The organism is Candidatus Lokiarchaeum ossiferum (assembly GCA_025839675.1).
Taxonomy (GTDB): Archaea; Asgardarchaeota; Lokiarchaeia; order Sigyniarchaeales; family Promethearchaeaceae; genus Lokiarchaeum; species Lokiarchaeum ossiferum.
The window spans coordinates 3,808,297-3,821,775 of the sequence record CP104013.1 but is presented as its reverse complement, the minus strand read 5'-3'; the positions used below and the strand labels follow the sequence as shown (position 1 = coordinate 3,821,775).

Here is a 13,479-nt window from a genome sequence, read left to right as displayed (position 1 = left end):
AATTTGACCTATTAAAACTTACTTGATGGGAAATGCATCCTCATAAATCAACGTTCATTTAGAAAAAAAACTAGTGCTTCGAATTATAGACCGGAATAGATTCTGAAGAATTTTGATGAGCACTTTTTGCAGCACATATTCCCGCCATGCACATATTAGCAGCCACCTTTGCATTTAGTGCGGGTATCAAATCTTTTTCAATGGAAGTAAACCAATTATCCATAATTCGGGGTTGGGCTCCATGATAGGTTCCTAAGCGAAGAGGAACATTTCTTGACAATTGGAATTTACCCACGCGTTTCGCTTTTCCTTTTCGATGACGAAAACGGGTGATTTTATGCCCATCAGCAATAAACTGCCGACCAGGCTTCCCAATTTGATAACATTCATAGGAACCGGTTCTTCCAATCACTTGTATCATCATCCGAGTCGGTTCACGAGCGATCACAAAAGCATTAGCACACTTTGCGACAGCATTATTTTCGGTTCGAAACAATGCCACTTGGAAAGAACCCGAAGGCCGACAAATCGGATCCCCTTGATAGCCCCCATTTGAATTAATATAACTTTTTACTTCAATAAATGGAGCGGGAGATTCAATTCCGCCAAGAGCCACTTGTGCGGGACCAATTGTATGAGCATACTGCATAGGCTCAATCAATGAATACCAGGATTCAATTCGAGGTGTTTCAGGACCCCCCATAAAGCCTTGTCGCCACCGATAGGTGACATCATGTAGATATTCACTCTCTGCATAAACCGCTGGACCTATCTTCCCCGAAGAGATCAAATTTCCTGCGTATAACACCTCAGAGAAAAAAGTATAGTTTTCTCCATATTGGTATTTTTTTCTTGATAGTTCTTCGGCTGCTATGATCCGTTCAATTTCAGTTTCATTCAAAGCCATAGGAACTTCAGAATACACATGTTTTCCAGCTTCTAAACCAGCCACGACTTGATCTGCATGAAACTGGGGAGGTGAACTTACAATGATTGCGTCCATCCCCGGAGTATCAAGTAAATCTTCAAAGGATTGTGCAATTTTTACATTCTTATGTTTTGAGAGTTTTTGTTGATTTTTTGGATTAGGATCAAAACAAGCAATAAATTCCGCCCTTCCTCTTAAAAGGGGCCCAAATTTTATTTCCATGATGTGTCCCCAACCATTTAAACCAAACCCAGCTAAACCGTATTTAATTTTTCTAGTTCCCATTGCGATTCCCAATAATTTAATGAATTATTTTTGATTAAATAAAAAAAAATTATCGCTGGACTCTCCCAGAACTATCCCCTTGCATCAATGCAGTTACTTCCGCAATTGATACCCGATTAATATCCCCAGGAATAGTATGTTTTAGAGCGGAAGCCGCTACAGCAAACTCAAGAGCATCTTGAAGAGGCTTCTTGGAAAATAATCCATAAATTAAAGCCCCTCCAAAAGAATCCCCTCCCCCAACGCGATCTACAATATCCTTAAGATCATATTTTTTTGAAAAGACTGCGTGAGAATCCCCACGGGAGAGACCTATAGCGGCCCATCCATTATGATCAGCAGAATAACTTTCTCTTAGGGTAATAGCGACAGTTTGCACATTTGAATACGAAGTTAACAAGTGGCGAGCTAGATTTTCATATTTCTCTGCTGATAATTTAGATCCTCCAATTTTTTGATCTATAGACATTCCTAAAGATTTCTGAATATCTTCTTCATTGGCAATCACCACATCGATATAGGGCATCAACTGAGCCATCACTTCAGGGGCGGATTTGCCATACTTCCAGAGTTTCTTCCGAAAATTCAAATCACACGACACAGTCAATCCTTTTTCCTTGGCTTTTTTTACCGCAAAAATAGACAGATCAGCATTTTTTTGAGAGAGAGCGGGAGTGATGCCTGTGATATGAAACCATTTAGCGTTTTTAAATATACCATCCCAGTCAAAATCTGCGATCCCCGCTTCTGAAATGGCAGAATGGGATCTATCATAGATCACTTTTGATGGACGGGGACCCGAACCTATTTCCAAGAAATAAACTCCTATTCGATCCCCTTGGCGTATAATGCAGGATGTATCCACATTCATCGATCGTAAAAATTGCACACAAGAATCTCCAATGGAATTCACAGGCAAAGCTGTAACATAGCGTGCATTCAAATCATAATTCGCTAAAGACACCGCAACATTTGATTCACCCCCTCCAAAGGTAGCTTCCAAGGATGGTGATTGCAAGAGTTTTTCGTGTCCGGGAGATTTCAGTCGGAGCATGATTTCTCCGAGGGTTACTATATAGTTTTGACCCATTTTTTTCATTCCTTATTCTTTAGTTTGTTAACAATGCTTAAGGCTTCAACGCATATAGTGAAGATCTGATCCCAATCCTTTTGGTTTATCAGAGATTTGGGCGCGAGAAAAGATCCCCCAATCCCAACAACGTTAGATAAACTCGCATAATCACCCAAATTTTCTATGGAAATACCGCCCGTAGGGATAAATTTGATATCAAAATAAGGGCCTTTGACTGCTTTTAACCACTTTGAACCGCCCGATATTCCTGCAGGGAAGAATTTTAAGGTTCGCAGACCTTCAGCAACAGCCAGTTCAATACTTAAAGTTGAGTCGACACCTGGAATAAAAGGGATATCTTGTTGATGACAGTACTGAATAATTTCACGATTGAAGCCCGGACTGACCATAAATTGTGCCCCGTTCTCAATCGCATCCTTAGCTTGATCCAGAGTTCGAATGGTGCCAGCTCCAAGGGTTAGATCAAAGTGTTGTTCCTTCAATATTTGAAGTGCCTTCCCAGCATTTTCATTGCGGTAGGTAATTTCGAGAAATTTGATTCCTGCTTTTTCTAAGATTTGTGCTAAGGGAATTACAGATTCTAAATTATCAACAGCAACTACTGGAATGAGTAACGATTGTTTTAGTTTTAATAGTAATTGCTCCATTTTCATAATTTAATTTGAACTCGATTCTTTTTAAATCCCCAGAATGAATCAAATTTGATTCATTTTTTAATGAAAGGAGAAATTTGCAAAACTTATTCTAAATATTTTATTATGGGTTGGAGATAATAGGAAAGTATGAGTGAGGATTTTTTTAAAACAACCTCTGTAAATGATTTCAAACTGAAAAATATTGGACACCCTCCTGCAGGATATAATGTACAGAAAACCCAAGATATTTATTCAAAAGAACCCTTTAAACAGAAATATTCCGAACGAAAACAAGCTTTTATCTCCCACTGTCTCCAAAACCCCGGTAGTGATGCGATTAAAGGATATTTCTATGAACTTGTCCGAATTTCAGAGATTCGAGGACCAATCTGGTTAGGCTTATTAGAAAGTGCATTATCTTATATTGATTCCCGTTTTGATTGTTCTGACTTTGTTCTTTTAGGAATCATGCGTTTATGTTACCAATTCAGTAAAAATCCCCTAGTCACTCCTGATTTACTCAAAAACGCAAAAAAAACCATTCTCTCCTTCAAATATTGGCCAGATGAACCTGGCACAGATTCCATGTGTTATTGGACGGAGAATCATCACATAATGTTTGCATCCAATGAATATTTAGCTGGTCAATTATATCCCAATGAATTCTTTAGCAATTCGAAAATGACTGGGAAAGAAAAAATGGTTAAAGCACGCAAACGGATTTTAAAATGGTTTGAATTACGTTTCTATACCGGATTCAATGAATGGTTATCCAACATTTATTATGATGAAGATATGACAGCCCTTTTAAATCTAATCGATTTTTGTGAGGATGAAGAAATCGTAAGGAAGGCAAAAATTATCATGGATTTGATGTTGTTTGATATGGCTTTGAATTCGTATTATGGACAATTTGTTTCGACCCATGGACGGTGTTATGCGGCGGAGAAGAAAAATGCATTAGTCGAATCGACAATTGATACGATGAAACTTGTCTTTGGAATGGGAATTTTCGCAAATAAGGATAATATGAGTGCAGTCACCCTTGCTTTAAGTGAAAAATATACACCTCCTGAAGTAATTATGGACATTGCACAGGATATTAGTCGAGCAGAAATGGAAAATCGACAACGGGTGAGTATTAATATTCGAGAGGCACGTAGATGGGGCATTAATTATAAAGATGTAGATAATGGTTTAATCCTCCTTTCTTTTGAATCCTATGTGCATCCTAAGACCATCAATGTTATGGTAAAAATGTTGGATCGATTTCGCTGGTGGGATAATGAGTTTTTCCAAGAATTTAAGCCATTTAAACACGTTTTGCAAATCGGAAGATATTTTGGCCTAACCAAAGCACTAGCGCATATGTTCAAAAAGGATTTAACCCGCAACACACGGGAAGAAAATAATATTTATACTTATCGAACACCAGACTATATGCTCAGTTCGTCTCAAGATTATCGTAAGGGATATGGAGGAGATCAGCAACACATCTGGCAAGCAAGCCTAGGTCCAGAAGCAGTCTGTTTCACCACACATCCAGGAGGATTTGGAAATACCTCACCAGAAGGATATTGGTTAGGATCAGGTTATTTACCGCGGGTTGCTCAGGTGAAAAATGTTTTAATTGCAGTTTACAAGATTCCACGGATGGGAGGCATTTTACTCTCGAAAAATTTGCGATTCACCCATGCATGGTTCCCAAAAAGTAAATTTGACGAGGTGATTGAAAAAAATGGTTGGGTTTGTGCTCGATACCAAGATGGATTCCTAGCTCTCTTTTCTCAAAACACATATCAATGGCAAGTTGAAGGAGAAGAGAAGGATAAGGATTTAATTGTTGACGGAAGGCAGAATATCTGGATAATAGAGTTAGGTCGAAAAGATCAATATCAAAGCTTTTCTAATTTTGTTGATTCTGTCACAACCTCGAAACTTATTTTTGGTAAATTATCAGTCCAATATACATCCCCGAGTCAAGGGCTTCTTGAATTTGGATGGAAAGGAGACCTCAAACAAAATGGTCAAAATGTCTCCCTTAAGAATTACCCTCGATATGAGAATCCTTACAGCCACACCTCTTTTGGGGCCAAAAAAGTTCATATTGAACATTCCGAACAGCATCTTGATTTAGAATTTGAAAAATAATTCAGCCATAATAGTCATTAGAAAATTTTTTTCATAGAGAACTAGTCCAGAGAAAGATGTAAATCAAAAAAAAGTACAATTTTCTAATTTTCATTCAGTTTTGAAAGATTTCTTTATTGTTCCAGTAAATTTTGCATCCTTTTTTGGACAAATCTTGCCAATTCCAAGATTTATCTAACTTGAAAGGAACAGTAATGCTCAATTCTTTCAAATTTGACAGTTTCAGAATTGTATTTGGAATCTGTTGTAAATTGTCTTCCAAAATATACAAAACTCTTAATTTTTTTAATTCCCCAACTTCATTTGGAATGGACCTAAATAAATTTCCTCCAAGATACAGTTCTTTTAGGGATTTTAAGTATCCTATATCTTGAGGAAGGTTTGGTAATTTTGTGTTGGTTAGTGCTAGAACCTCTAATTCTTGGAACAAAAAAAAATCTGGGGGGATTTCTGTCAGTGGTTGTCCATAGAACCCTAAGCCAGTAATTTTGTCTTCAGAACAAGAATAGCCATAGGTATTCCAAAGGACTTGTTTCACCATGGGAATTTCTAAGTTCATAGCTTTTTTCAATTTTTCAATCATTTTCATACTTTTCCACCTCAAGAGGGAAATTGTCTGTATTTCTTCTTTTTTTAATTTCTTGAAAAAAAAGTCAAAATGCCATTTTGTTAATTCCTTATCGTGATAATATTTTATTACATTTTGAGTTTAATAAATTTCATGCGAGCTCAATATTTGAAACTAGATTCGATTGTCGCAAGAAAATGCTATTTGGATTGGTTTCGGAAAATTGCTAATACATTCTCATACATTCTCTAATTCGCTTTTTTATTTATTATTTCCAAGTTATTTCCAAACTAAGCCTTGATCATGAATTTTTTTTCCTTTTCAACATCTAATTTCTTCAGCATGCGTTCGGGTTGATAAATCATCACTTTACCAATTTTTGTTCGGAATTTTTCTCGTATTTTCTTGAATTTAAAGAGAATTGAAGATAGGCGACCAATGGCAATCAAAGTATGCTCTTTAGAAGGAAAATCAAACATATCATTATCTTTGAAGAATTTATAGTCAGAAGGAAAAGGAATTCGGCCGATCCCATAGATTAAATCCCGAAATACTTTAAATCCACCAACCTCAAGAAAAGTCGGAGGAGTTACATACTCCAATTGAGATAGGCGAATTAAATTTGATGCCATGGTTTGAATTGAAATATCGATGAGTTCAGAATTTTCATTTTCATCAGTAATTACATCCACCAAATTCGCCTGACCACACTCAGTTTGAGCGGAAATCAATTGGCGTAGATTTGGAATTTGAGTTAATGGCCCTGAAATTAGATAGCCCATTTGAGTACCTCTCAAACTTGGGGTATGACCATTATGAAATATGCGATCAAAATAAAGCTTCCAACGATGGGAATAAAAACGATCTGTAGTTTCAGCAGCGTAAATCATTATAGGTTGGTTCATAATTTTTTCCTTGAAAAAGGTCACATACTCATCCCGGTAAACGCATTTATTATCAAAGCCACATTTAATACATCCAAGACAGCCCCCCTTAATGTTGATGTCATACAAATTGATTATTTCAACATTGGATTGATCTAAAAAGGCATTTTTTAGTTGGGAAATCATTTTTGCTAAATTTGAAGATGAATCCCTCACATCAGTTAAAATGGTGACTTTCGTCTTCGAATTGTCAACTGTAGGATTTACAGCCGTAGGTTGATATTCAAAATTGGAATAGATTAAGGGAGGATAACGTTTTGAAACAGGAAGTTTATTTTCAATATGAAATAGAAAATTGGCCATAAATTTGTACCAATTTTTCCGTTTTTTGATATCCATCAGAAAATCGATTTTTGCACTATAGAACCCAACATATTTCATGTTCAGATCGTCACAAATAGCCTGCATGTAATTATGAGCAGTATGATCATAAAAATTCAAAGATGTTGATAAAACTGCCGCATATTTATTTGTAAAGAAGTCATCAACGCCTTTCTCCGTAATTAATTCAATAAATCGTTTAAGTTGTGCGGGAATAAGCATAGTATAGACTGGAAAGGTCCAGAGAACGCCATCAGCATTTTTGATGATATTCAAAATATCCATAAAGGATTTATCGGCAATTTTCATGCGAACAAGTTTCATACCAACATTTAGGATTTCAAAGGTGTGCATGGGATACATGCGTTCAATATAGCGAATAAAGGCCATAGTAGAACTAATTTTATCGTGTTTAGGACTTCCATTAATAATTGCTATTTTCATTTTTAATTATCTCGAGAGAAGTGATATCAGTCATTTTAAATTGACGATGCTGACAATAAAAATGGCAGATATGAATAATTAATGTGACACATGTATTAAAAATATTTTTATATAATACCCGATTGTTGTTATATAGGGATTTAGAGAATGGTAAAAGCTTCACTCCAGGATGAAATTGTCCATTTATTGCAAGAAACTCGATATGGTTTAAGTGTTTCCAAGTTGGCACACCAATTAGGGGCGAGTCGGACAACAATTTCAAAATATCTCAAAATTCTGGAAGACGAAGATAAAGCCTTTGTTCAAGATATTGGGCAATACAAACTGTGGCATCAGAAGGAGAAATATCTCAAAAATAAAACACGAAGAGAGGCCCTTTCAACATTTTATGAACCTTTTTACCTTTCTATGCTTCGGAATATCCCCCAATTTATTCAAAATCCATCTGATTTAAAAGAACTCGGAAAAGTAATGGCCAACGATTTGAATTTCTCCGAGATGACGGATATAATGGTAAACCAACAGCAAACTCAATCATCTCCAATCAAACCCAATGAAAATCCGACCAAATTTTTCCCCTTAGAATTTTTATCCCACAAAATTATGAATATCATTGATTCCATCTTGACTACTTTTGATTCATACCAATGGTCTACCCCTGTAATCTTAGAAGAACAACGATTACTGATTCTCCGGATGAAAAATTCAGAGTATCTTTCCCTTCCGGCTCATTTTCAAATCTTCTCTGGAATAATTGAGGAAGAAATGAGCAAGTATATTCCTGTTAAAGTAAGCATTCATCAAATCGACCCACAAAACAATATCGTCGATATTAAATTTCAATTTTGAAGTGAATCTCATGAAAATACCTCTATATACCAGCGATTTAACAAGTCACGACGTCGATATGCCGAGTATTATGAAATTTATTCTCCGATCGATAACCCCGAAAGTAAAAGACGATCCAAAAAAAATGAGAGAATTGGATAATAAAATGGCGACCTCCCTCATGGCCCGATTTATGTATGGAAAAAAAATCCCTTTATGGAAAGTGGAAGACAGGAATATTCCTGCTACCCATCCAAACTTAAATATTCGGGTCTATATCCCAACAGAGAAAACAAACTTACCTGCCATAATATTCTTCCATGGGGGCGGATATGTGATTGGAAGCGTTAAGGTCTTTGATAGATTGTGCCGGAAAATGGCTCGGGATCTCGAAGCGATTATTATTTCCGTGGACTACCGATTAGCTCCGGAATATAAATATCCAGATGCACCGAATGATGGATGGACCGCAGTTCAGTGGGTATTTGCTCAGTATAAAAAATTTCATATCAATCTATCTCAGATTTATGTCATGGGTGAAAGCGCTGGGGGAGGAATTTCCGCAGTCATGACTTATAAAAGCCGAGATGATGAGAACATATCACTCGCAGGACAGATCATGGTGTGCCCATGGTTAGATGGGAATTTTGATGCCTACCCATCAATGCGCAAGTTTGAGAACGGGTACATCCTTTCCTATTCGCTAATGGAATTTTTCCGGGATGCTTACAAAAATAATGATGATGAACTAAACGATATCGATTTTTCTCCGGTTTTGTTGGAGGATTGCACGAATTTACCCCCCACATTTCTCATCACCGCCAGTCATGATCCCTTACGGGATCAAGGTTATGCTTTTGCCCAAAAATTGCATACTGCGGGAAATCAGTTAATTTTTAAAAACTATCAACCGACTGCCCATGGTTTTCTTTCCGCTCACAATTCTTTACCTATGGGCAAGGAAATGTACGCTGATGTCATCTCAACTATAAAAATAATGATGGATCAAGCAGAATAATTCTTTTTTCTTACTTAAGAAAACTCAAGTATTTCATATTTAATCGAATGAATTTAAATTTATTCAGTGAATTAATATTAATAGTATGACTGAAATTTCATTAGAAAAATCAACAGCTGTCAATTTGGTTCGTTTTAAATTGTTTTCTCTGCAGTCAGAAATCGAAAAAATCTTGCACAAATGGAATGAAGAACTTGTCCAAACATTTTTACAAAAAGCAAAAAATGGAACGTATGAAGAAGCAGAAGATGATGCGATTGATTTACATCAATTAGTTAAAGAAGAACAAGAGATGCAAGTTCTGCTTGAAAGAATTGGTGTTTTAAAATAATGAAATGCCATGAAAAGTTGGATATTGCACAAAAAATAATTCAAAATCACAAAAGTGAACTTATATTTTCTATCCGACACGACTCTAATAGACCTGTTCTTAGAATTAGATTTATTACTGGGATTCTTTTGTTTATTAGGTACAACGATTATTCCGAATATTCATATCAAATAATTTATTCACAAAGTGAATATGATCGAATTAGGTTTGATAATTATGATGATCATTGGGATATCGATACAAAACCCCATCACAAACATGATCGGGGGAGTAAAAAGGTTTCTCGAAGCCCTATGTGTGGGTATCCTTCGAAAGATATATTAATATTAATGGGTTTTTTGAATTAATTATTTTGATTGTATGTATCTTGACTTAATTTTCGAAACGAGTTAAATCGTTTTTTGGCGGCTCTGAGGGGAGGCATTCCGTAAGTGATATTGATTTGATAGATTTAACATACACTCATATGCAAATTCAAACTCTAATTTAGCTTATTGGGCGGATATATCTGCTTAATTGTTTGGATGTGATAATGGAAGAAGAAATTTCTTGAAATTGGGTGAATCTTATAAATTAGTTCCATTTGAACAATTGAAGTTATGAAGTAAAATCAGTAGTCTTATTTACTAATATCGTCACAACTAATTTGTCATCACAGATGAAGGACTGATTGTATGAAGAAAAGAGGAAAAAAAGTGATTGGAGTTATGTTTGTGACGGTTTCTTTAGCTATTTCAGCATTTTTTATCCCATGGAATTTACTTAGCATGAGATTATCTCCTTTACCCGACACAGTACAAGCAGAAATCGAAAACTCTGTGTCTCAGCATGGATTAGATGGAGTGATTGCATACATAGACGAAGCAGGAGAAGTTTCAACATATAGCGCAGGATATAATGATCGAGATGAAAAGACAAAGGCGGATCCAGATTCATTATTTAAGATTGCAAGTATTAGCAAACTATACATGGCAGTCGCAGCGGCCAAGCTTATAGACGAGGGGAATCTTTCATTAGATGATACATTAAGTAGAATGTTACCGGAATATCAAGATGATATTCAATATGCAGATGAAATAACATTACAAATGTTGATCCAACACAGAAGTGGCATACCAAACTTTGTAGATGATCCCAATTTTTCTTGGAATAACTTGCCTACTAACGTCGATGATGCCTTAGCACTCATATTAGGTGAAGACGCCAATTTTAAACCGGATGCTAGATATCAATACTCCAACACCAACTACTTGCTTTTAGCTAAAATTATGGATGATAGTCTAGGATATCCCCATAATCAATATATCAATGACAAAATATTGATACCACTACAACTGAATGATACGTATTATTATTATAGTGAAGTAAATCCTGAGGATGTTATGAGCGGGTATTATGTAGGATATGAGCCAGATCTAAAACCAAGCGATTATTTTATTCCCGGTGGTTCAATGGTTGCTTCAATAACTGATGTGGGAGTATTTATTCGTGCATTAAATGATGGGATTCTCCTAACTGATTCGGAAGAAGAAATCTACTCTGAAATATATGTATATGAACATACAGGACTAATACCCGGATATCAAAGTATAGCGAAATATGATGTCGAATCCGATCGAGTTATAATTATATTTATAAACACAAGTGGGGTAGATTCTTGGGGTAAAATGGAAATAATGTATAAGCGAATAGTCAGAATTAGTGCAAATAATTAGTAATATGATAGAAAATGCATATTAGTTCTGAAAAAGGACTAAAAATGGTCATTTTTACTTTTTTTCCTTAATTATTAAATAGAAAAATGGATAAATTTTTTCTATGAAGCTATACAAAAAACAAACCCAATCGCTTTTGTTCATGTTCATGTTTCTAATTCCAATGATATTTACTCTGGGAACGCAGATCATAGCCAGTCAAGTCCTCCCAAAGATTGCATCTCCGCAGAATGTTTCTCAGTATGAATATAATGAATCCATGTCATTTGAGGAACGCAAAGAAATGTTTTTAAACATCAGTATAACTAGTAATACGAGCCTTTATGCACAAGCCACCCGAATATTCTCCGGATTAGCCCCCAATGAAGAGGTGATCCGAAAGGATATCGCAAGAAAGGTTAATGCCTACTTAGATTGTTCAGATTTTGAAGTAAATGCGTATCTACGCATGATGTATTTTAACAATGTTACCCATGTTATGAGTACCGCTTTGGAAACGGAGCTAAAAAACACTTTCCTTAATTTTACGTATTGGGTGGATGAATCGCTATCCGATGGGTTCCCAAAAAACGATAAGATGTATTTTTGGACTGAAAACCACATGAACTTGTTCCACGCAGCCGAATTATTGGCGGGTCAGTTATATCGAAACGAAACCTTTCCAAGTTCTAACATGACTGGACAGCAACATATTGATCACGCGACACCATTAATTCATCGATGGTTGGATTGGCGTGGGACATTTGGATTTTCAGAATTCCATTCAAATATTTACTATTCGTTAGATTTGGCTTCAATCTTCAATATCATCGAATTTTCGGAAGATTTAGATCTTGCACGTAAAGCCATGATGGTCGCAGATCAAATTGCCTTTGATTTTGCCAATAATGTATATAAGAGTCGATATGCCACATCTCATGGAAGAACAGCAGATAATTTACAAATGGGTACATCGGCAGACACTCCTGCGGATAATGAATCCCCAATGTTAGCAGCATGGCTTTTAATTGGAGTGGGAGATAATGATTTAAATTTCAATGATGCCGGAAATCGAGGAGCGGTATCAATTGCTACCAGTGCCCGATATACAATTCCACCTATTTTAGAAGATATCGCCAAAGCGGCAAAATTAAATAATGAGCATAAAGAACGCATGAGTCTAAATCTTGAAGAGGGTCCAGACTATGGGATTGATTATACAGAAGAGGATTTAATGTTTTGGTGGGGAGCCAGTGCTACTGCGGCAACTCAAATTATTGATACGACATTAGCCTTCCAAAATAAGTACGATCTTTCATCAAGACTCATATTTAACGATCCAATGTTTGTAGATGTTCTTAACATTGGAGCCGCTATAACAGGGACAGATATTGCAGGATATTGTGAAATTCTTGGTGACATCACCCAAGGTGTGACATTAGAGTCAGCAAGCACATACACTTATCGTACCTCCTATTACCAACTCTCGGGAGCCCAAGACTATCAGAAAGGAAAAAACGGCATTCAGGAAGTTATATGGAAAGCAACCATTGATCATCAAGCCATGGTCTATACGAATTCACCGGGAGGTGTAAGTGATCGGGAATTTGTTGGAGGATGGAAACCTCGAGCCACGATGTATAAAAATGTAGGCATATTCCAATACGATCGCGCCTGTCAGTCTTTATTGGGTGAAGCGGTAATTGCATATTTAGGATCGAAATCGTATACCCATGCCTACTTCCCACAGTGGGCATTTGAGGAAGTGACCCAAAAAGGAAAATGGACTTTCGGATTGCAAGGTGATACTTATGTTGCTCTATATTCCTTCGAACGTACCCGTTGGATGCCTAATACCGATGATCCAGACAATCCTTTTGAACTCCGATCTACGGGGAAGAAAAATGCCTACATAATTGAATTAGCCAGCACTGCAGATTATGATTCCTTTGAAGATTTCCAAACCGCCATCTTAGCTGCGACAGTAGAAGTACAACAAAAGGTCATGGGGTATGATATTAGCTATGACTCCCCTTCCCGAGGCCTAATGACGGTGGCTTGGGATGGTGATATGTATGCTGATGGCGATAAAGTCGATTTGGGGCCTTATGAACGATTTGAAAACGATTATTGTACCCAAGCTTTTGGAACTAAGATTACCACCATAACCTATGAAGGACAAACATTAGTTTTGAACTTCGAGGATAATACACGAACTTATATAGCAGCGTGAGGAAAA

At 36.5% G+C, this 13,479-nt stretch carries 12 protein-coding genes; 7 read left to right on the top strand and 5 right to left on the bottom strand.

The features are described from left to right. Positions 1-70 precede the first annotated feature (70 nt). The 3 genes from NEF87_RS16100 to eda are packed head-to-tail and all read right to left on the bottom strand — an operon-like array spanning position 71 to position 2,959. Positions 71-1,213, bottom strand: a complete 1,143-nt coding sequence (locus NEF87_RS16100) for a Gfo/Idh/MocA family protein (RefSeq protein WP_371802428.1) — start codon at positions 1,211-1,213, stop codon at positions 71-73. 49 nt (positions 1,214-1,262) lie between these two features. Continuing rightward, the gene (locus NEF87_RS16095; protein WP_457916631.1) at positions 1,263-2,303 is read right to left on the bottom strand and encodes a PfkB family carbohydrate kinase; all 1,041 of its coding nucleotides are present in this window, start codon (positions 2,301-2,303) and stop codon (positions 1,263-1,265) included. Positions 2,304-2,308: 5 nt separating this feature from the next. After that, a complete protein-coding gene (gene eda, locus NEF87_RS16090) occupies positions 2,309-2,959 on the bottom strand; it encodes a bifunctional 4-hydroxy-2-oxoglutarate aldolase/2-dehydro-3-deoxy-phosphogluconate aldolase (RefSeq protein ID WP_371802426.1) in 651 nt (216 codons plus the stop codon). Positions 2,960-3,088: 129 nt separating this feature from the next. Here eda and NEF87_RS16085 point away from each other — a divergent pair, with 129 nt between their 5' ends. Beyond that, positions 3,089-5,092 (top strand): hypothetical protein, encoded by a 2,004-nt coding sequence (locus NEF87_RS16085; RefSeq protein WP_457916630.1) that lies wholly within the window; start codon positions 3,089-3,091, stop codon positions 5,090-5,092. A 94-nt stretch (positions 5,093-5,186) separates the two neighbouring features. On the opposite strand, the gene NEF87_RS16080 is transcribed toward NEF87_RS16085, so the two are convergent. Further along, the gene (locus tag NEF87_RS16080) at positions 5,187-5,681 is read right to left on the bottom strand and encodes a leucine-rich repeat domain-containing protein (RefSeq protein WP_457916629.1); all 495 of its coding nucleotides are present in this window, start codon (positions 5,679-5,681) and stop codon (positions 5,187-5,189) included. Positions 5,682-5,950: 269 nt separating this feature from the next. Then, positions 5,951-7,369 (bottom strand): NAD(P)H-dependent oxidoreductase, encoded by a 1,419-nt coding sequence (locus NEF87_RS16075; RefSeq protein WP_457916628.1) that lies wholly within the window; start codon positions 7,367-7,369, stop codon positions 5,951-5,953. Between the two features lie 147 nt (positions 7,370-7,516). Here NEF87_RS16075 and NEF87_RS16070 point away from each other — a divergent pair, with 147 nt between their 5' ends. The 6 genes from NEF87_RS16070 to NEF87_RS16045 all read left to right on the top strand — a co-directional run bounded on the left by NEF87_RS16070 (position 7,517) and on the right by NEF87_RS16045 (position 13,473). Further along, positions 7,517-8,218, top strand: a complete 702-nt coding sequence (locus NEF87_RS16070) for an HTH domain-containing protein (RefSeq protein ID WP_457916627.1) — start codon at positions 7,517-7,519, stop codon at positions 8,216-8,218. Positions 8,219-8,228: 10 nt separating this feature from the next. Further along, on the top strand, positions 8,229-9,215 hold the full coding sequence (locus tag NEF87_RS16065) for an alpha/beta hydrolase (protein ID WP_457916626.1): 987 nt from the start codon (positions 8,229-8,231) through the stop codon (positions 9,213-9,215). Positions 9,216-9,300: 85 nt separating this feature from the next. Next, positions 9,301-9,546, top strand: a complete 246-nt coding sequence (locus tag NEF87_RS16060; protein WP_457916625.1) for a hypothetical protein — start codon at positions 9,301-9,303, stop codon at positions 9,544-9,546. Then, entirely contained in the window at positions 9,546-9,893 is a 348-nt protein-coding gene (locus NEF87_RS16055) for a toxin-antitoxin system TumE family protein (protein WP_457916624.1), read from the top strand. Before NEF87_RS16060 ends, NEF87_RS16055 begins: the two co-directional genes overlap by 1 nt. 327 nt (positions 9,894-10,220) lie before the next feature. Then, complete coding sequence (locus NEF87_RS16050; RefSeq protein ID WP_457916623.1) at positions 10,221-11,261, top strand: serine hydrolase domain-containing protein; 1,041 nt, start codon at positions 10,221-10,223, stop codon at positions 11,259-11,261. A 103-nt stretch (positions 11,262-11,364) separates the two neighbouring features. Further along, a complete protein-coding gene (locus tag NEF87_RS16045) occupies positions 11,365-13,473 on the top strand; it encodes a hypothetical protein (protein ID WP_457916622.1) in 2,109 nt (702 codons plus the stop codon). Positions 13,474-13,479 lie beyond the last annotated feature (6 nt).